Source organism: Thalassospira sp. MBR-102 (assembly GCF_040549275.1).
Taxonomy (GTDB): Bacteria; Pseudomonadota; Alphaproteobacteria; order Rhodospirillales; family Thalassospiraceae; genus Thalassospira; species Thalassospira xiamenensis.
This window is the reverse complement of sequence record NZ_JBEPTC010000014.1, coordinates 71,578-91,514: the sequence shown is the minus strand read 5'-3', so window position 1 is coordinate 91,514 and position 19,937 is coordinate 71,578. Positions and strand designations below refer to the sequence as shown.

22 protein-coding genes are annotated in these 19,937 nt (G+C 57.2%); 5 read left to right on the top strand and 17 right to left on the bottom strand.

Annotated features, from left to right (window positions below):
- Positions 1-22 precede the first annotated feature (22 nt).
- From ABIE64_RS19795 to ABIE64_RS19775, 5 genes are read left to right on the top strand one after another with little or no spacing between them, the layout of a single operon-like run.
- The gene (locus tag ABIE64_RS19795) at positions 23-613 is read left to right on the top strand and encodes a DUF3261 domain-containing protein (RefSeq protein ID WP_354378347.1); all 591 of its coding nucleotides are present in this window, start codon (positions 23-25) and stop codon (positions 611-613) included.
- On the top strand, positions 610-1,827 hold the full coding sequence (locus ABIE64_RS19790) for a beta-ketoacyl-[acyl-carrier-protein] synthase family protein (protein WP_354378346.1): 1,218 nt from the start codon (positions 610-612) through the stop codon (positions 1,825-1,827). The genes ABIE64_RS19795 and ABIE64_RS19790 overlap by 4 nt, the downstream gene beginning before the upstream one ends.
- Positions 1,824-2,315: a hotdog family protein gene (locus ABIE64_RS19785; RefSeq protein ID WP_354378345.1), complete on the top strand. Its 492-nt coding sequence runs from the start codon at positions 1,824-1,826 to the stop codon at positions 2,313-2,315. The genes ABIE64_RS19790 and ABIE64_RS19785 overlap by 4 nt, the downstream gene beginning before the upstream one ends.
- Positions 2,312-3,037, top strand: coding sequence for a 3-oxoacyl-ACP reductase FabG (gene fabG / locus ABIE64_RS19780; RefSeq protein ID WP_354378344.1), 726 nt, complete (start codon positions 2,312-2,314; stop codon positions 3,035-3,037). The genes ABIE64_RS19785 and fabG overlap by 4 nt, the downstream gene beginning before the upstream one ends.
- Positions 3,034-4,278 carry a beta-ketoacyl-ACP synthase gene (locus tag ABIE64_RS19775; RefSeq protein WP_354378343.1) on the top strand — a complete coding sequence of 415 codons (1,245 nt, stop codon included), beginning with the start codon at positions 3,034-3,036 and terminating at the stop codon, positions 4,276-4,278. Before fabG ends, ABIE64_RS19775 begins: the two co-directional genes overlap by 4 nt.
- Before the next feature lie 35 nt (positions 4,279-4,313).
- Here the strand turns inward: ABIE64_RS19775 and ABIE64_RS19770 are convergent, their stop codons facing one another.
- From ABIE64_RS19770 to ABIE64_RS19690, 17 genes are all read right to left on the bottom strand, one after another.
- Positions 4,314-4,640, bottom strand: a complete 327-nt coding sequence (locus tag ABIE64_RS19770; protein WP_354378342.1) for a helix-turn-helix transcriptional regulator — start codon at positions 4,638-4,640, stop codon at positions 4,314-4,316.
- Between the two features lie 14 nt (positions 4,641-4,654).
- On the bottom strand, positions 4,655-5,005 hold the full coding sequence (locus tag ABIE64_RS19765; RefSeq protein ID WP_354378341.1) for a type II toxin-antitoxin system RelE/ParE family toxin: 351 nt from the start codon (positions 5,003-5,005) through the stop codon (positions 4,655-4,657).
- 95 nt (positions 5,006-5,100) lie between these two features.
- On the bottom strand, positions 5,101-5,511 hold the full coding sequence (locus tag ABIE64_RS19760) for a RidA family protein (RefSeq protein ID WP_037992735.1): 411 nt from the start codon (positions 5,509-5,511) through the stop codon (positions 5,101-5,103).
- On the bottom strand, positions 5,504-5,935 hold the full coding sequence (locus ABIE64_RS19755) for an acyl-CoA thioesterase (RefSeq protein WP_354378340.1): 432 nt from the start codon (positions 5,933-5,935) through the stop codon (positions 5,504-5,506). The genes ABIE64_RS19760 and ABIE64_RS19755 overlap by 8 nt, the downstream gene beginning before the upstream one ends.
- Before the next feature lies 1 nt (position 5,936).
- The gene (locus ABIE64_RS19750; RefSeq protein ID WP_007090653.1) at positions 5,937-6,626 is read right to left on the bottom strand and encodes an ABC transporter ATP-binding protein; all 690 of its coding nucleotides are present in this window, start codon (positions 6,624-6,626) and stop codon (positions 5,937-5,939) included.
- Between the two features lie 2 nt (positions 6,627-6,628).
- Positions 6,629-7,378, bottom strand: a complete 750-nt coding sequence (locus tag ABIE64_RS19745; RefSeq protein ID WP_085645983.1) for an ABC transporter ATP-binding protein — start codon at positions 7,376-7,378, stop codon at positions 6,629-6,631.
- The gene (locus ABIE64_RS19740; RefSeq protein WP_071240661.1) at positions 7,371-8,357 is read right to left on the bottom strand and encodes a branched-chain amino acid ABC transporter permease; all 987 of its coding nucleotides are present in this window, start codon (positions 8,355-8,357) and stop codon (positions 7,371-7,373) included. The genes ABIE64_RS19745 and ABIE64_RS19740 overlap by 8 nt, the downstream gene beginning before the upstream one ends.
- A gap of 1 nt (position 8,358) precedes the next feature.
- On the bottom strand, positions 8,359-9,276 hold the full coding sequence (locus ABIE64_RS19735; RefSeq protein WP_354378339.1) for a branched-chain amino acid ABC transporter permease: 918 nt from the start codon (positions 9,274-9,276) through the stop codon (positions 8,359-8,361).
- A 95-nt stretch (positions 9,277-9,371) separates the two neighbouring features.
- Positions 9,372-10,511 (bottom strand): ABC transporter substrate-binding protein, encoded by a 1,140-nt coding sequence (locus tag ABIE64_RS19730; RefSeq protein ID WP_062953518.1) that lies wholly within the window; start codon positions 10,509-10,511, stop codon positions 9,372-9,374.
- A 134-nt stretch (positions 10,512-10,645) separates the two neighbouring features.
- A complete protein-coding gene (gene kynA, locus ABIE64_RS19725) occupies positions 10,646-11,515 on the bottom strand; it encodes a tryptophan 2,3-dioxygenase (protein WP_354378338.1) in 870 nt (289 codons plus the stop codon).
- Positions 11,512-12,705, bottom strand: a complete 1,194-nt coding sequence (gene kynU / locus ABIE64_RS19720) for a kynureninase (RefSeq protein WP_354378337.1) — start codon at positions 12,703-12,705, stop codon at positions 11,512-11,514. The genes kynA and kynU overlap by 4 nt, the downstream gene beginning before the upstream one ends.
- Complete coding sequence (locus ABIE64_RS19715) at positions 12,702-14,336, bottom strand: AMP-binding protein (protein WP_354378336.1); 1,635 nt, start codon at positions 14,334-14,336, stop codon at positions 12,702-12,704. The genes kynU and ABIE64_RS19715 overlap by 4 nt, the downstream gene beginning before the upstream one ends.
- A 19-nt stretch (positions 14,337-14,355) precedes the next feature.
- Entirely contained in the window at positions 14,356-15,513 is a 1,158-nt protein-coding gene (locus tag ABIE64_RS19710; protein WP_354378335.1) for an acyl-CoA dehydrogenase family protein, read from the bottom strand.
- Complete coding sequence (locus ABIE64_RS19705) at positions 15,513-16,325, bottom strand: enoyl-CoA hydratase family protein (protein ID WP_082832698.1); 813 nt, start codon at positions 16,323-16,325, stop codon at positions 15,513-15,515. Before ABIE64_RS19705 ends, ABIE64_RS19710 begins: the two co-directional genes overlap by 1 nt.
- Positions 16,318-16,809, bottom strand: a complete 492-nt coding sequence (locus ABIE64_RS19700) for a MarR family winged helix-turn-helix transcriptional regulator (RefSeq protein ID WP_240478889.1) — start codon at positions 16,807-16,809, stop codon at positions 16,318-16,320. Before ABIE64_RS19700 ends, ABIE64_RS19705 begins: the two co-directional genes overlap by 8 nt.
- A gap of 2 nt (positions 16,810-16,811) precedes the next feature.
- Positions 16,812-17,570, bottom strand: coding sequence for an SDR family NAD(P)-dependent oxidoreductase (locus ABIE64_RS19695; protein WP_354378334.1), 759 nt, complete (start codon positions 17,568-17,570; stop codon positions 16,812-16,814).
- 3 nt (positions 17,571-17,573) lie between these two features.
- Positions 17,574-19,880, bottom strand: coding sequence for a bifunctional salicylyl-CoA 5-hydroxylase/oxidoreductase (locus ABIE64_RS19690; protein WP_354378333.1), 2,307 nt, complete (start codon positions 19,878-19,880; stop codon positions 17,574-17,576).
- Between the last annotated feature and the right edge of the window lie 57 nt (positions 19,881-19,937).

Genomic DNA, 19,937 nt, shown 5'->3' with positions numbered 1-19,937 from the left:
GAGCGCCTGTGAAACAATGAACATGCCCGATCTGACAATGCCCGACCTTTCCATGCCGGACGTCTTCACATCAACACCGGCGCAAACCGTGATGCTTGACGAGGGCTATGAATTCACCCTGCCCGAACAGCCATGGACCGATGATGACGCCATCGACGTCACCCAGCAGGTCACCGCAAACTGGAAAAACACCAGCAGCAACGAAACCGAAACCGGCACCTTTCAGGCCCGCATCACCCTTGAACGCGATCACGTCCGCATCGTCATGATCGATGATCTGGGCCGTCGCGCGATTGATATCGACTGGTCGACCGATGCCCTGTCGGTTCAAACCGCCGACTGGCTGCCCGCAACACTTGATGCACGCCGTATGCTGGCCGATATCGTCATGGTCTATTGGCCGCTCGATGTCGTGCGCGATGCCCTGCCCCGCGATCTGTCGATCCGCGAAACCATGGGGGAACGCACGCTTCGCATCGATAGCAACGGCCGCTTCTATGCCCGGATCGAACGCCCGGTACGCGATGTCTGGCAGGGTTTTGCCAAAATCCGCAACGAACGTTTCGGCTATGTCATCACGATCCAGTCAAAACACACAGGATCGTCATCATGACGCTGGGCTCGCTGTATCTCTCCGCCCTTGGCATCGTATCCGCCCTTGGCACCGGGATCGATGAAACCCGTGCAACCCTGTTTGGCGACCGCCCGGCGGATATGATCGCGCGCGACGGTTTCCTGCCCGACCGCGCCACGATCCTTGGCACTGTCGTCACCGATCCGGCCCCTCTGCCCGAAAACCTTGCCCGTCACGATACCCGCAACAACCGCCTGCTTTTGGCCGCAACCCGGCAGATCGAAACCGACATCACCGATCTGATTGCCGATATTGGTCGCGCCCGCATTGGCGTCATCATCGGCACCAGCACATCGGGCATCGAAGAAGGCACAACCGATTACGAAGCCGCCCTTGATGGCGGGGCCTTCCCCGAAACATTCCTGTATAGCCATCAGGAAATCGGATCACCCGCTGATTTCCTGCGCGACGCCTTTGATCTTGGCGGACCATCTTATGCGATTTCAACCGCCTGCTCGTCCAGTGCCAAGGGTTTTGCCGCCGGGGCGCGCCTGATCAATACCGGGCTGTGTGATGCGGTTCTGGTCGGCGGCGTCGATAGCCTCTGCCGTCTGACCGTGCGCGGCTTTGATGCCCTGCAATCGGTTTCAAACGGCCTTTGTAATCCCATGAGCCTTAACCGCGACGGCATCAATATCGGCGAAGGGGCCGCACTTTTCATCCTCCGTCGTGATGCGGGCGACATCGAATTGCTCGGCGTCGGTGAAAGCTCCGACGCCCATCACCCCAACGCCCCGCATCCCGATGGCCGGGGGGCCGCCATGGCAATGCAAAACGCGCTTTCCAATGCCAAACTCAAACCATCCGACATCGCCTATATCAATCTGCACGGCACCGCGACCCCGCTGAATGACGGCATGGAAGCCCGTGCCGTTTGTGATGTTCTGGGCGCCAACGTCCCGGCAAGCTCCACGAAGCCCATGACCGGTCATACGCTGGGTGCTGCGGGCGCCATCGAAGCCGCCATGCTCTGGCTTTCGCTTTGCGATGCCGCCCAAGGAGCACCCCTGCCGCGTCATATCTGGGACGGCGTAGCTGATCCCGACATCCCCGACATCAATCTGGTGGCCGCGCCGGCCACGAAATTGCCCCCTTCGGATCGCTTGGCGATGATGAGCAACTCGTTTGCCTTTGGCGGCAGCAACGTCTCGGTCATTCTGGGCCGGGGCTGGAACCGGGGGAACCGCACATGAATGCGTCTGTAAAACCCGCCTTCCCACCCGTCGAAACACTGGTGCCGCACGCGGCCCCGATGCTTCTGATCGACCGCATTCTCGCCGCCGATGCCGAAAGCCTGACGGCAGAGGTCCGCATCACCAAAAACAGCCTGTTCTTCACCCCCACGCATGGCGTCCCCGCCTATGTCGGGATCGAATATATCGCCCAGTCGGTGGCGGCCTATAGCGGCTGGCGCGCCCAGTCTGCCGCCCCCGGCACAGCACCCAAAATCGGCTACCTGCTCGGCACGCGCAAAATGACCATGGCATGCGATGGCTTTGCCGATGGCGATGTGCTTGTCATCCATGTGAAAAACATTTTCGAAGACGGCGAAATGGGTGTGTTTGACGGCGAAGTCCGCAAGGGCACCGAAACCCTTGTGACCGCGCGCATCAATGTCTATCAGCCAAATGACGCCGCATCCGAAACCCCAACCAGCAACCAAGAAACAACAAAGCCATGACAGAAACCATTCTGGTAACAGGTGCAAGCAAGGGGATCGGTGCCGCCACCGCGCGCCGTCTTGCAAGGGACGGTTTTGATATCGTCGTCCATTATCATTCCGATCAAACCGGTGCTGAAGCCGTCCGTGATGATATCATCGCCCTTGGCCGCACGGCCCGTCTGATCCGGTTCGATATCGCCGACCGCGACGCAACGCGCACCGCAATCGAGGCCGACATTGCCGATCATGGCGCGCCCTATGGCGTGATCCTCAATGCCGGGCTGACCCGCGATGGACCTTTCCCGGCGCTCGAAGACGACGATTGGGACAGCGTTCTGCACACCAATCTCGATGGCTTTTACAATGTGATCAAACCGCTGATCATGCCGATCATTCAACGGCGCAAGGGCGGGCGTATCGTGGCGCTCACCTCCATCGCCGGGATCGCTGGCAATCGCGGGCAGGTGAATTATGCCGCGTCAAAGGCCGGGATCATCGGCGCGGTCAAATCGCTTGCCCTTGAACTCGCCAAACGCAAAATCACCGTCAATGCCGTCGCCCCCGGTGTGATCGAAACCCAGATGACCGGCGACCTGCCCGCGGACGAGGTCAAGGCCATGATCCCGATGCGCCGCTATGGCACAACGGACGAGGTCGCGGGCACCATCGCGTTTCTGTGCAGTTCCGATGCGTCCTACATCACACGCCAGGTCATCAGTGTGAATGGGGGCATGTTATGAGCAACACATCCACCACCCGCCGCGTGGTCATCACCGGCATGGCGGGCATCACCGCCCTTGGTGATAACTGGGAAACCATTTCATCGCGCATGGCCGCGGGCGAAACCGGCATCCGGCGCATGGATGACTGGGATGGCAAATATGATCTGCGCACCCGCCTGGCAGCCCCCGTGCAGGATTTCACGCTCAAGGGCAAATTCAGCCGCAAACAGCTTCGCAGCATGGGCCGTGTTGCCCAGATGTCGGTCGATGCCACCGACAAGGCACTCGAAATGGCGGGGCTTCGTGATGATACCGCCATCCTCCAGGGCGGGCGTCTTGGCATTGCCTATGGCTCGTCATTTGGCAGCACCCCGCCCGTTCTCGGCTTTACCCGCCTGATGGAACATGGCGACAGCAACGCCATCACCGCCACCAGCTACATCCAGATGATGAGCCACACGGCGGCCGTCAATATCGGCGTGCTCTATGGCATTTCCGGGCGCATCATCCCGACCTCGACCGCCTGCACATCGGGCAGCATGGGGATCGGTTATGCCTACGAGGCAATCAAATTCGGCATGCAGGATCTGATGATCGCCGGCGGGGCGGAGGAACTCTGCCCCACCATGGTCGCCGTATTCGATACCCTGTTTGCCACCAGTACCAGTAACGACGCCCCGGAACTCTCCCCGCGTCCCTATGATGCAAGGCGCGATGGTCTGGTAATCGGCGAAGGGGCCGGAACACTTATTCTGGAAGAATACGAACACGCCAAGGCCCGCGGGGCGACCATCTATGGCGAAATCGTCGGCTTCGCCAGCAATTCGGACGGCGCACACATCACGCAGCCCGCGGCGGACAAAATGGAAGTCGCCCTTCGTAAATCGCTTGAAACTGCCGGGCTGTCATCATCGGATATCGATATCGTCAATGGCCACGGCACGGCGACCGATCACGGCGACCTTGCCGAAAGCAAGGCGACCCGTGCGGTGTTTGATCGCGCCATTCCGATGCACACGCTCAAGGGCCATTTCGGTCACAGCCTTGGCGCATGTGGTGCCATCGAGGCGTGGCTTGGCCTTGAAATGATGCGCGAAGGCAAATTTGTCGCCACCGCCAATCTTGAACAGGTCGATCCGGAATGCGCCGAACTTGATTACATCTATGGCGACGCCAGACGCCTTTCGGCGGAACATATGATGAGCAACAATTTCGCCTTTGGCGGCATCAACACATCCCTGATCTTCCGGCAAATCTGAAACTGCCTGCGTGAAAGCATAAGAATTTACTTTGATTACGCAATTGCAGCCACGACATGAATGTCGCCCACCTCATGCTCTACGGCATGAGGTTTGACAATGATCTCGATGTCCTGATTAAGGCTGGTGAGGCAATCAAGCATCTTTCCAACCGCAACGCTTCGAAAGTTACCTTTCAACATGCGGCTTACATCAGCCTGATTCATGCCAATGATATCACCTAGCTGAGCTTGGGTTAGGCTGCGGCTCTTCTGAATGGCAATTATTTTTCTTACCAGCTCAGCTTTGGTTGCCATCTCTTTTGCCGTCTTGGAATCATGGAGGCTGTTATAAACAGACCCTTTGGTAATTTCGATTTCCATGTAACGCCTCCTGATTACTGATTCTTCAACTTGCTCTTTAATATTTTAAGCCTGTCTTTTACGAGATTTATGTCCTTTTGCGGCGTTGCAATTCCAGATTTTGATTTCTTCTGAAAAGCATGGAGCACATAAACAACATCTCCAATCTGGACAGCATAAATTACTCTGTAAGTATCTGAGTTGTAATCATCAACCAACTCCCAAACACCACCACCAACACCTTTAAGCGGTTTGGCAATTTGTGGTGTTTCCCCGCACTGAACCGTATCAAGGGCAAATCCCATAACGTCCTGGACATCATCGGGGAATTTATCAAAATCCTTTTTGCTTGAACCAACCCAAGCCAAATCCGCTCGCCCAGACATTATGGTAAATATCCCATAAAACAACAAGAGAAAATTCGGAAGATCTGAATTTACCGCCCCAACAAAAACCCCGGCATCTGCCGGGGTTTTGCGTTTCAGGCCGCATTTCTATCCGCCGGGATCGATGCCGTCGCCTCGATCTCGATCAATGCTTCGTCTTCGACAAGGGCACTGACCACCACCATCGTCATCGCCGGGAAATTCTTGCCAAGCACGCGGCGATAGGCCTCGCCGACCTCGCGCTGTTTGGCAAGATATTCCTTCTTGTCGACCACATACCATGTCAGCCGCGTCAAATGCTCCGGCCCGCCACCGGCGGCCTCCAGCACATCGACAATATTGCGCAGCGCCTGTTCCATCTGACCGACGAAATCCTTGGCGACAAAGACCTGATCAGCGTTCCAGCCAATCTGCCCGCCGATATAAAGCGGCACCCCGTCGGCCAGCACGCCATTTGCGTAACCCTTGGGCGGTTTCCATCCGTCTGGCTGAATGATTTTATGCATCTTTTTCTACCATTTCATTGATTTCGTTGTCGATTTTGGCACGCAAATCATCGGGCCACGGCACCGATTTACCGGCACCCCTTCTGGTAAACACCAGCGTCGCTGTCATCGAAAGGCGTTGCTCATCGCCACAGACAGCCGTGATTTCAAGATCAAGGCTTGATCGCCCCAACCGTTTCGGCACCAGCCGAAATTCAAGCATCTCGCCAAGGCGGCTTGGCGCGGTAAAGCTGATCTGAAGCCCCGCGGTCGGCACCGCCACCTCGTCAACCCCATGCATCTGCGCAAAGCTGAACCTGATCCGGTCCTCGAACCATTCTTCGACCGTCGCATTGATCATTTCGAAATAGCGCGGATAAAAAACGATCCCCGCCGGGTCGCAATGCTGAAACAGGACTTTCTGGGCATAGGTGAACATTGTCATCTCACACCCCCAGATACCGGTCGGCAAGTTCATCACTCAGATCACCAACCGCCCCGGTCCACGCGGTAACGCCCTTTTCGACCACCACATAACGGTCCGCCACACCGGATAATTCCTTCAATGACTTATCGACGACAAGGATCGAAAGACCCGATTGCTTCAACCGGTTGATCGCAGCCCAGATTTCCTGCCGCACCACCGGCGCCAGTCCCTCGGTCGCCTCATCAAGGATCAAAAGCCGTGGGTTGGTCATCAATGCGCGCCCGATGGCTAGCATCTGCTGCTCCCCGCCCGAAAGCGTCATCGCCTTCTGATCGCGCCGCTCGGCAAGCCGTGGGAACAGGTCCGCCACCCGGTCAAAATCCCATTCACCGGCCCGCGCCGCCGCCATCAGGTTTTCCATCACGCTTAACCGGGCAAAGCACCGCCGCCCTTCGGGCACAAGCCCGATGCCAAGCCGGGCCGCCTTGTGCGATGGCAGTTTCGCAAGGTCGGTATCGGCAAAGCGGACCTCACCATCCCGGTGGCTCATCATCCGGCAGATGGTCTTGATCGTCGTGGTCTTGCCCATGCCGTTGCGCCCCATAAGCGCAACCGCCTCGCCCTCGTTCACGATCAGATCGACACCAAACAATGCCTGCGACGCACCATAAAAGGCGGTGATGCCAGATACTTCCAGAAGTGCGCTCATGATCAGGCTTCCTCCCCCAAGTACGCCCGCTTGACGTCCTCATTGCCACGAATATCGTCAACCGTGCCGGTCGCAATCACCCGCCCATAGACCAGAACCGAAATCCGGTCGGCCAGCGCAAAAACCGCGTCCATATCATGCTCCACCAGCAGGATCGGCGCTTCTGCCCGCAATCCGTCAAGGAACCCGGTCAACCGTTTGGACCCTTCCGGCCCCATGCCTGCCATCGGCTCGTCGAGCAAAAAGGCACGCGGCTTAAGTGCTAACGCAACCGCCATTTCAAGCTGCCTGCGTTCGCCGTGCGATATGTCGGCGGCCCGCATCTGCGCCCGGTCGGCAAGACCAACCCGCTCCAATTGCGCCATCGCCGGTTCCAGAAGCGACGCATCGCTTAAAACCGGCTTGAAAAACCGGAAGATTTTCCCGCTGACCGATTGCTGCGCCAGAACGACGTTCTGAAGCACAGAGAATTCCGGCATCAGGGACGACACCTGAAATGTCCGCGCCAACCCCATGCGGGACCGTTCCACCGCATCCAGATCGCCGATATCACGCCCGGCAAAGCGGATGTCGCCGCTGTCAGATTTGATCTCGCCCGCGATCTGCTTGATCAGGGTGGATTTCCCCGCCCCGTTCGGCCCGATCAGGGCATGGATTTCACCGGGCATAAGGTCCAGCGACACATTGTCACTGGCCAGCAACGCGCCGAACTGCTTGGTGACATTGGATAGTGAAAGAATGGCTTCAGGCATGTTTGCGCTCCCCCGCCAGAAGACCGATCAGGCCACCGCGTGCAAACAGCACCACCACCAGCAACAGAATACCCAGCGGCAATTGCCAGTATTCAAACATGCCGCCCAGAAGATGTTCCAGAATGATGTAAAGTGCCGCCCCCGCGACCGGACCAAACAGCCGCCCGACCCCGCCAAGAATGACAAACACCATGATTTCTCCCGACATATGCCATGACAGCATCGATGGGCTGACAAACCGGTTCAGATCGGCATAAAGCGCACCGGCCCATGCGGTAATCATCGCTGAAATCACAAACGCCACCAGACGCACGCGGAACGGCGCAATACCAATCGCCATCATGCGTTGGCTGTTTTGCCGCGCCCCATGCAGGGCCAAACCAAACCGCGACCGGATCAGCACGGCTGAAAACGCAATCGCAACACCCAGCATCGCCGCGCACAGCCCAAAGAAGCTGATCGGATCAAGCGTGTTCAAACCCGGAAAGCTGTTGCGCACATAGATCGAAAGCCCGTCTTCCCCACCATAGGCCGGCCAGGAAATCGCGAAATAATAGATCATCTGCGCAAAGGCCAGCGTGATCATGATGAAATAGACCCCGCTGGTCCGAAGCGTGATCGCCCCGATCAGAAGCGCCACCAAAGCCGATGCGATCAATGCCACGATCCAGATGACAATCATCTGTGTCGTACCGTTGATTTCAAAGGGTGCCGTCATGATCGGCTCGTAATTCAGCGCATGGCTGGCAAGGATCCCGGCGGCATAGCCCCCGATCCCGAAAAATGCCGCATGACCAAATGACACAAGCCCGCCAAAGCCAAGCGCGATATTAAGCCCGACCCCCGCCATGCCAAGGATCGCAACCTTGGTCGCAAGGGTAATGATAAACGGCTCCCCCATGATCTGTGCGATCACCGGCACCGCAATCAGCAACGCCGCCAGAACGATATTAAGGATGGTTTCGCGGTTCATGCTCATATCAGGCTTCCGTCCCGAACAAACCGCTTGGCCGCAGGAAAAGCACCAGCGCCATAACGATATAAATCAGCATCGATGCAAGTGCGGACCCAATCGCCGTCGCACTTGCCGGATCGAAAAACGCCTCGAACCCGATGGGCAGCAAAAACCGCCCCATCGTGTCGGTAAAGCCGACCAGTAACGACCCGACAAGCGCGCCTTTGATCGACCCGATCCCGCCAATCACGATCACAACGAATGCCAAAATCAAAACCGGTTCGCCCATGCCAACCTGTACCGATTGCGTCGTGCCGACAAACGCCCCCGCCAGCCCGGCCAACGCCGCGCCCAGCGCAAAAACAACCGTATAAAGCCGGTCGATATTGATCCCCAATGCGGCGATCATTTCACGGTCGGCTTCACCGGCACGAATGCGCGTGCCAAGTCGCGTCTTGCCAATCAGGGTAAAAAGACCCGCCGCCACGATCAGACCGGCGACAATAATCGCCAGCCGGAAAATCGGATATTCCGATCCACCGGGCATCGTTACCGTGCCCGAAAGGGCTTCGGGGACATTTAAAAACAGCGGGAAGGAGCCGAAAATCCACCGGGTTCCTTCGGAAAAAATAAGAATAAGCGCAAATGTCGCCAGCACCTGATCAAGGTGATCACGTTTATAAAGCCTGCGGATCACCAGCATTTCAACCAGCGCCCCCGCAAGGGCGGCCGCCATCAAACTCGCCACAAGCCCCAGCCAGAATGAACCGGTCCATGCCGCAACGGCCGCGCACGCAAACGCGCCCACCATATAAAGCGACCCGTGCGCCAGATTGATCAGCCCCATGACACCAAAAACAAGCGTCAGACCCGATGCCATCAGAAACAGCATGACCCCCGACTGAAGGCCGTTCAGAAGCTGTTCCAGAAATAAAGAAAACATAAAGGAAAACTCCGTCACAAGATGGCGGGCATCAGCCCCGGAAACCGGGCACCAATGCCCGCCGAACTTGCCAGTCTATGAAACAGACTTCGTCGTTACATCGCACATTCCGATGCATAGGCATCGGCATGATCGATAAGCGCTGTGCCAATGATCTTGTTGGTCAGAACGTCGCCTTCCTTCACCACTTCACGGACATAGATGTCCTGGATCGGATGCTGGTTCGGACCAAAGATGAATTTGCCACGGACGGAATTAAAGTCCGCTGCACGCAGCGCATCACGGAAGGCGTCGGCATCCTTGACGTCTGCCTTGCCCATTGCCGACAGCAACAGATTGGCGGTATCAAAGCCATATGACGCATAGATCGACGGCAGGCGGCCATATTCCGCCTGGAAGGTTTCGACAAACGCCTTGTTGGTGTCGTTGTCGATATCCTTGGACCAGTTGGCGGTGTTTTTGATGCCAATCGCCGCATCGCCAATCGCGCCAAGAATCCCCTGATCAAGCGAGAATGCCGGACCGATCAACGGAATATCCACACCCGACTGGGCATACTGTTTCATGAACGCAATGCCCATGCCGCCCGGCAGGAAGAAGAACACGCTATCCGCACCCGATGCACGGATCTGCGCGATTTCGGCGGCATAGTCGGTCTGGCCAAGCTTGGTGTAAACCTCGCCCGATACATCACCCAGATAGAAACGCTTGAAACCGGCGATGGAATCCTTGCCCGCCGGATAGTTCGGCGCCATCACAAAGGTTTTCTCGTAACCGGCACTGGTCGCATAACCGCCTGCGGCTTCATGCAGATTGTCGTTCTGATACGAAACGCTGAAATAATTCTTGTTGCAGCCCTTGCCCGCCAATTGCGACGGTGCGGCATTGACCGAAAGATAGAACTTGTCCTGTGCCACCGCCGACGGCACCACCGCCATTGCCAGGTTCGACCAGATAATACCGGTCAGGACATCGACCTTCTCGCTCTGGATCATTTTATCGGCCAGCTGAACCGCGATATCGGGTTTCTGCTGATCGTCTTCGATCACAACCGTCAGGTCCGGGTTATTGGCCTGTTTGACCGCCAGCATGAAACCATCGCGCGCATCGATGCCAAGCCCCGCACCGCCACCCGAAAGGGTCGTGATCATGCCAACCTTGACCGGCTCGGCCTGTGCCGCCCCCGCCATCAAAAGCGCAGCCAAAGCTGCGATTGTCGTCTTAGTGCCCTTCATCAAAGCCTCCGTGTTTATATGTTTTTATCTACTCAGCAACATCGGCATTCCGTGACTTTCTTGTTTTTTGTCACGGACTTATCGACCTGATGCCTGCCCCTGATTTTGCAGTGTTCCATCAGGCCCGTCCATCCTCAAAGCGTGGTTCGCACCCGCCAGAGTTCCGGAAACAGTTCAACTTCCAGCATTTTTTTAAGGTAACTCACCCCGCCGGTCCCCCCGGTCCCGCGTTTGAAGCCAATGACGCGCTCCACCGTGGTCACATGGTTGAACCGCCAACGCCGGAAATAATCCTCAAAATCCACCAGCTTCTCGGCCAGCTCATAAAGCGGCCAATGCTTTTCAGGCGCGCTGTAAACCCGATACCACGCCGCAATCACCTCGTCATGTGCCTCATATGGCGCGCTGACATCACGCGATAAAACCGCATCGGGCACCGCAATCCCCTCGCGCGCCAAAAGCGCCAGCGCCTCGTCATAAAGGCTGGGTGTTGCCAGTTCGGCGTTGAGCATTTCGGTAATGTCGTCGCGGTGCGCATGCGGGCGCAACATCGCATGGTTCCGATTGCCTAACATAAACTCGATCTGGCGATACTGGTATGACTGGAAGCCCGACGACGGACCCAGCGCATCGCGAAACGTCGTATAGTCGCTTGGCGTCATGGTCCGCAAAACGTCCCATGCATTGTTCAATTGCTCGAATATCCGTGATACCCGTGCGAGCATCTTGAATGCCGGTTGCAGACGCCCTTCGCGGATGGCATCACGTGCGGCGGTAATTTCCCGGATCGCAAGCTTCATCCACAATTCGGATGTTTGATGCTGAATGATAAACAGCAATTCATCCTGCGCATCGGTCAATGGATGCTGCGCTGTTAATACCGCATCAAGCGCCAGATAATCGCCATACGACATCTGATCGGAAAAATCGGTGCGCGCACCCTCGGTGCTGGGGTCATAGGGCTGGTTCATCGGGCAGCCGGTATTTTTGGCTTTATCGCTCATGTTACGGCATTCCTTTTGTGGAATTCCGGCTTGTCCCACGCGCGGGTTTCCATGATTTCGGCCAGAATTCTGACCGCGCCATCGACATCGTTGTTATCGATATAAAGCGGGGTAAAGCCGAACCGGATGATATCGGGTGCCCTGAAATCACCAATCACGCCGCGCGCGATAAGCGCCTGCATCACCGCATAACCATCATCAAACTTGAAAGATACCTGCGATCCGCGCTTGTTGGCATCCCGCGGGCTTGCCAGTTCCAGCATCGGGCAGCTTGCCTCGACCCCGGCAATGAACTGGTCGCAAAGCTCAATGCTGCGCGCCCGGATATCGGCCATCTCGACCCCGTCCCACGCCTTCATCGCCTCTTCCAGAACCGTCATCTGAATGACCGGCGGGGTGCCAACCCGCATCCGCGAAACATCCGGGGCCGGGCTGTATTCAAGGTCAAAGGCAAACGGGGCCGCATGGCCCAACCATCCCGACAATGCCGGGCGCACGGTCTTCGCATGATCGGGCCGGACATAAATAAATGCCGGCGCACCGGGGCCACCGTTAAGGTATTTATAGGTACAACCGACCGCAAAATCGGCCTCGCATCCCGCAAGATCGACCGGAACCGCCCCCGCCGAATGCGCCAGGTCCCAGATCACAATCGCCCCCGCCTCATGCGCGAGCTTCGTGATCCGCTTCATGTCATACATCCGCCCGGTGCGATAATCGACATGGGTTAACATCAGAACCGCCAAGTCCTCGTTGATCAGGCTTTCGACATCTTCCGGGTTTGGCGTCTTAAGAACATGGCCCTTATCAAGGCTTTTGATCAGTCCATCGGCGATATAAAGGTCGGTCGGGAAATTGCCATTGTCGGAAACCACCACCTTGCGATCCGGCTTCATTTCAAGCGCGCTGGCAAGTGCCTGATAAACCTTGATCGACAAAGTATCGCCCATCACCACCGTGCCCGGTGCCGCCCCGATCAGACGCGCGACCAGATCGCCAACGCGTTTGGGCTGCTCCATCCACCGGGCATCGTTCCAGCCGCGAATAAGCATCTCGCCCCATTCATCACTGATCATGGATTTGGCGCGAGCGGCCGCGGTTTTCGGCATCGCACCCAATGAATTCCCGTCAAGGTAAATTACCCCGTCAGGGATATGGAACAAGGCTTTGGTGGCGGCAAAGTCAATCATGCAGACATTTCCTGTTTCAGGCGGAATCGCTGGATTTTTCCAGTCGCGGTTTTGGGTAGTGCCTCGATAAACAATATCGAACGCGGATATTTATAAGGGGCAATCGTCGCCTTGACATGATCCTGCAAAAGCTTCGCCATTTCGGGTGACGGATTGGCATTCGGGGTCAATACCACATGCGCCTGCACGATATAACCGCGTTCCTCGTCAGCAGCCGCCACCACCGCACATTCCGCCACATCCGGGTGTGCCAGCAACGCCGCCTCGACCTCGGGCCCGGCAATGTTGTAACCGGACGAGACGATCATATCGTCATTACGCGCGGCAAAATGGAAATAGCCGTCACTATCGACAAAAAACGCATCCCCCGTCAGGTTCCAGCCATCGCGCACATAACCCAATTGCCGATCATCGGCCAGATACCGGCACCCGGTCGGCCCGCGCACCGCAAGCTTGCCAATCGTGCCCACCGGCAATTCGTTCATTTCATCATCAACGATCCTGGCTTCATATCCGCCAACGGGGCGTCCGGTGCAGGCCGGATGACTGTCGCCAAACCGGTTGGAAATAAAGATATGCAGCATCTCGGTCGCACCAATCCCGTCCAGCATCGGCTTGCCGGTCTTTTCCATCCATGCCTTGTACACGGGTGCTGGCAATGTTTCCCCCGCCGAAACGGCGGCGCGCAGCGACGATAAATCCGCCCCGTCTTCCATCGCGGCCAGCATCGCCCGATATGCCGTCGGTGCGGTAAAGCACACGGTTGCCTTATAGGTTTCGATGATTTCGATCATGTTGGGCGGTGATGCCTTTTCAAGCAATGTCGCGGTCGCCCCGAACCGAAGTGGAAAAACCGCCAACCCGCCAAGCCCGAAGGTAAAGGCAAGCGGCGGCGATCCGACAAACACGTCATCGGGCGTCACATTCAGGACTTCCTTGGCATAGCCATCGGCAATGATCAGAAGATCACGATGGAAATGCATCGTGGCCTTGGGCTCCCCCGTCGTGCCCGATGTAAAGCCCAGCAACGCCACATCATCGCGCCCGGTCTTGACCGCCTCATATTTCACCGATTTGGTCAGCGCAATGCGATCAAGCTCCGCGTCATGATTGGCCGTACCGTCAAAGCCGATGACCTTTTTAAGGAATTTGCTGTCCTTCGCACACGCCACCAGCTCGTCCATCAGCCGCGTATCGCAAAGGGCAAATTCGATCTCGGCCTTATCAACGATCTGCGCCAGTTCACCGGCGCGCAGCATCGGCATGGTATTGACGACAACCGCGCCTGCCTTGGTCGCCGCCAGCCAGCAGGCCACCATCGCCGGATTATTGGCTGACCGGATCAAAACCCGGTTGCCGGGCTTGACCCCATAATCCTCGGCCAGCGCATGAGCAATGCGGTTGGTCCAGTCGGATAATTCCTTGTATGTCCGCTGGCGGCCATTGCCGATCAGGGCGGTATTATCGCCAAATCCCTGTTCGACCATCCGGTCGGTCAGCTCGACCCCGGCATTGAGATATTCGGGATACTGAAATTTCTCGAGGTTAAAGACCGGCCAACTTTCGACCGGTGGCAGATTGTCCCTTGCGAACGTATCGCTATGTGCGGTCGGACCCAGAACGTGCGACATGGTTAAGCCCCTGATACAGCTATTTTTGTGCCAGCGTTTGCCGTGCAATGATTATTTTTTGGACGTCTGACGCGCCTTCATAAATCCGAAGGGCGCGAATTTCCCTATACAGCGTTTCAACGATGTGACCAGAACGCACACCATCGCCGCCATGTATTTGTACCGCCTTGTCGATGACGGTTTGGGCATGATCGGTTGAATAAAGTTTTGCCATCGCGGCCTCGCGCGAAACCCGCGATGCCCCGCTATCCTTAAGCCACGCGGCGCGATAAACCAGAAGCGCACTGGCATCGACATCAAGTGCCATGTCGGCCACATGCCCCTGCACCATCTGCAAATCAAAAAGCGGCGCACCAAACAATTCGCGGGACTGAACGCGACTGATGGTTTCGTCCAACGCACGACGGGCAAAGCCCAATGCGGCGGCGGCAACGGTCGACCGGAACACGTCCAGAACCGACATCGCGATCTTGAACCCTTCACCCGGAAGGCCAATCAGCGCGGTTGCCGGAATACGGCAATCATCAAATTTCAACCGCGCCAATGGATGCGGCGCAATGGTTTCCAGCCGTTCGGCAATCGAAAGCCCCGCTGTGTCGGCGGGCACCAGAAACGCCGAAAGCCCCTTGGCCCCCGGTGCCTCGCCAGTACGGGCAAACACGCAGTAAAAATCGGCAATCCCGCCATTGGAAATCCAGGTTTTCTCGCCATTCAGCACGAAATGGCCGCCATCGGATCGCGCATCAAGCGCGATATTGGCAACATCCGATCCCGATTGCGGTTCGGTCAGGGCAAAGGCCGCAATCGCCTTGCCGGACCGCACTTTCGGCAGGATTTCCGCACGCTGCGCTCTGGTGCCAAACAGCGAAATCGCCCCGCTGCCAAGCCCCTGCATGGCAAAGGCAAAATCGGCCAGCCCGTCATACCGCGCCAATGTCTCGCGGATCAGGCAAAGCGACCGGACGTCAAGCTTCGCCCCGTCAATGTCGGGATCAATCGCGGCATGCTTCAGCCACCCGCCATCATTAAGCCGCGCCACCAGATCGCGGCACGCCCCATCGACATCATGATGATCGATACCGTCAAGATTGGCCGCCGCCCACGCATCAAGCCGTGCGGCAAGGTCGCGGTGCCGGTCTTCGAAAAACGGCCAGTCAAGATAGGACGTATCAGCCATCAGTTCCCCTCGAACACCGGTTTTTCCTTGGCGACAAATGCCTTATAGGCGCGATTGAAATCCTCGGTCTGCATGCAGATCGCCTGCGCCTGCGCTTCGGCCTCAATCGCCTGTTCGATCCCCATATTCCATTCCTGCGCCAGCATGGTTTTCGTCATCATGTGACCGAAATTCGGGCCTTCGGAAATCCGGGTCGCAAGCGCAATCGCCTCGGCCTCCAGAACATCCCCCTCGACCAGCCGGTTATAGAAGCCCCAACGCTCTCCCTCATCGGCACTCATCGACCGCCCGGTATATAAAAGTTCCGCCGCCCGGCCCTGCCCGATGATACGCGGCAGGATCGCACATGCCCCCATGTCACACCCCGCAAGCCCGACACGGGTAAACAGAAACGCGGTTTTTGATACCGGGGTCGCAATGCGCAAATCGGATGCCATGGCAATGATCGCCCCGGCACCAACGCAAATGCCATCGACTGCTGCAATCACCGGCTTGCCACAGCCAATGATCGCCTTGACCAGATCGCCGGTCATGCGGGTAAATTCCAGAAGCCCCTTCATGTCCTTGTCGATCAGCGGGCCGATAATGTCATGCACATCCCCGCCCGAACAGAAATTGCCCCCGTTCGATCCAAACACCACCGCCTTGATATCATCGGCATAAACCAGATCCCGGAACGTATCGCGAAGCTCGGCATAGCTCTCAAACGTTAGCGGGTTTTTGCGTTCCGGCCGATCCAGCGAAATGACCGCAACATCGCCTTCCATGCGCCAGTTGAAATGCTTTGGCGTGATGTTTGCCATCTTAGTCATGGTGCGCCTCGTTATGATGATAAACAGTCCGAAGGATACGGATCAGGGCATCGGCATCATGGGCCGACAGATCGGAAAACAGCTCGGAGACCCAGCCTTCATGCACAAGGGCCCGCTCGGCAAAGTCCTTTTCGCCCGCTTCCGTCAGGCGCACGATGGATGCCCGACGATCATTTTCAACCGGCACCCGGACCAGCATCCCCTCGGTGACAAGCCGGTCAACAATCCCGGTGACATTGCCGTTTGATACCATCAACGCACTTGAAAGCTCGCTCATGCGCATGCCATCGCGGGACCGGTAAAGGGCTGCCATCACGTCAAAACGCGGCAGGGTGGAGCCGAATTCAAGGCGCATCTTCTCGCGAAGTTCGCCCTCGATCTTGCGCGACACTTTCAGGATTTGCAGCCACGCCCGAAGGCGCGCCTTTGAGATATCCGATGTTTCATTGTGCGGCATATCGGGGTCGCGGACTGTTTTATCCATATTCATATCTCTCCTCCCGATACCGAAATCGCCTGCCCGGTGATCGATGCGGCCTGGCTGCTTGCCAGCCACATGACGGTCTCGGCGACTTCTTCGGGCTGGATCAACCGGTTCTGCGGATTGATCTTCGCAAGGCTTGCGCGTGCGTCTTCCGTGCTCATGCCGGTTTTCGCAACGATATTGGCAACCGATTGTTCAAGCATCGGCGTTTCCATGAAACCGGGGCACACCGCATTGACCGTGATCGGCGTTGATGCCAGCTCGGTCGCAAGGCTTTTGACAAGCCCGATGACCGCATGTTTCGCCGCGCAATAGGCGGTGACATAGGCATAACCCTTAAGCCCCGCCGTCGATGCAATCGAAATCAACCGCCCCGGTTTGGCGCGACCCATCACATTCAATCCCTCGCGGAACGTCAAAAACGTCCCGGTCAGGTTCACATCCATCGTGCGTTTCCACAGATCAATGGATGTTTTGCCAAATGGCGCGCTTTCGGCCATGCCGGCATTGGCAATCACCAGATCGGGCCCGCCGATCACATCGCAAAATGTGCCAAACATCGCACGGACCGATGCCTCGTCCGTCACATCGGCGGGAATGGCGGTAATATTGGGATGTTTTGCCACCTCGGCCAGCATCTCAGGCCTGCGGCCTGATACCGCGACCTTGACCCCGGCATCGGCCAGCATACGGGCCATCACGGCCCCCACACCCGTCCCGCCGCCGGTAATCAATGCTGTGCTGATGGCAAGGTTTCCCATGGGTTACACCTTCCCGGTCATGACGTCGGACCGTTCCGCCAGACGCCACATCTGATCACGCCCGGCATGGTACGGTTCCGGCCAGTTTTCCGTCCGGTTGCCAAGCGTTGCCGCCGCATGCAGCGTCCAGTACGGATCGGCCAGATGCGGCCGCGCAAGGCAGACAAGGTCCGCCCGTCCCGCCATCAGGATCGAATTGACGTGATCGGGTTCGTAAATATTGCCAACCGCCATGGTCGCCATATGTGCCTCGTTGCGGATCCGGTCGGAAAACGGCGTCTGGAACATGCGGCCATAAACGGGGCGTGCGGCCTTGGTCGTCTGACCGGCGGACACGTCACAGATATCAACATCATGGGCCTGCAACATCCGGGCAATCTCGACCGCTTCTTCCGGTGTCACGCCCTCATCCCCGACCCAGTCATTGGCCGAAATACGCACCGATAGCGGCTTGTGCGCCGGCCATGCGGCCCGCACCGCATCAATCACTTCCAACGGATAACGCATCCGGTTTTCAAGCGACCCGCCATATTCATCATCGCGCGTATTGCTGACCGGGCTGATGAAGGATGACAGAAGGTATCCGTGGGCTGCATGGACCTCGATCATGTCAAAGCCCGCCCGGTCCGCCATTTCGGCGGCGGCCACGAACTGATCGCGCACCCTATCCATATCATCGCGCGTCATCGGTTTTGGCGTCTGGTTGCGATCCGACCACGCAATGTCGGATGCCGATAATAACGGCCAGTTACCCGATTTCAGCGGCGCATCCATTTCTTCCCAACCCAACTGGGTCGAACCCTTGCGCCCGGAATGACCAATCTGCGCACAGATTTTGGCATCCGTTTCGGAATGGACGAAATCAACAATCCGTTTCCATGCCGCTTCGTGCGACGGCTCGTAAAAACCGGGGCAACCCGGCGTGATACGTCCCGTGTCGGACACACAGGTCATTTCGGTATAAACCAGCCCCGCACCACCCTTGGCGCGTTCGGCATAATGCACCAGATGCCAGTCGGTCGGGCAGCCATCCACCGCCTTGTACTGCGCCATCGGCGACACCACGATGCGGTTCTTAAGCTTCATGTCACGCAATGTAAACGGCACGAACATCGGATGACGGACTTCGTCATTCGCCGGATCATTTGCAACTATGCCCGCCTTGCGCTGGAACCATCCTTCGGCATCTTTCAGCCACTTGGCATCGCGCAGTCTAAGGTTCTCATGGCTGATGCGCTGCGACCGGGTCAGAAGCGAATAGGTGAACTGCACCGGATCGAAATGGAAATACCGTTCGATCTCCTCGAACCATTCCATCGAATTGCGCGCCGCTGATTGCAGGCGCAAAACCTCCAACCGGCGTTCGTCTTCATATTTGGCAAAGGCGGACGGCAAATCGGCCTCGGAATGCAGATAATTGGCAAGCCCGATGGCACTTTCAAGCGCCAGCTTGGTGCCCGATCCGATGGAAAAATGCGCGGTCGCCGCCGCATCCCCCATCAGCACGATATTTTCATGCGACCATGTTTTGCAAAGTACGCGCGGGAAGCTTAACCACGCCGACCCGCGCACATGATTAGCATTGCTGATAAGCGCATGACCACCAAGGTGATCCTTGAAGATTTCCTCGCAGGTGGCGATGGATTCTTCCTTAGTCATATCGCCAAAACCATAGGCATCCCAGGTTTCTTGCGAACATTCGACGATGAAGGTCGCGGTCTTGTCATCAAACTGATAGGCGTGCGCCCAGACCCAGCCCTTCTCGGTTTCCTCGAAAATGAATGTAAAGGCATCATCAAATTTCTGATGCGTGCCCAGCCAGACAAACTTGCATTTCCGGGTATCGATATCGGGCTGGAAGGTGCCTGCAAATTCACTGCGGGTTTTGGAATTAAGCCCGTCGGATGCGACGACAAGGTCAAATTCCCTAGCATAATGCGCGGCACTTTCCGCCTCGGTCTCAAACCGTAAATCAACACCCAATTCACGGGCCCGCTGCTGCAACAGGATCAAAAGCTGCTTGCGCCCGATGCCGCAAAAACCATGTCCGGTCGATACGGTTTTTTCACCGCGATACAGAACCGCGACATCATCCCAGTATGAAAAATGCCCCCGGATCGCCTCGGCACTCTTGGCATCGTTTTCCGCAAGGTTATTAAGCGTCTCGTCGGACAACACAACGCCCCAGCCAAACGTGTCGTCTGGCTTGTTGCGCTCAAACACCACGACCTCATGGCCGGGATCGCGCAATTTCATCGAAATCGCAAAATAAAGCCCCGCAGGACCGCCACCCAAACAAGCTATTCTCACCTGATTTTCCCTTCTTGATATGGGGGTCTTTGCCCCGGTTGTTTTGGGAAACTCCAA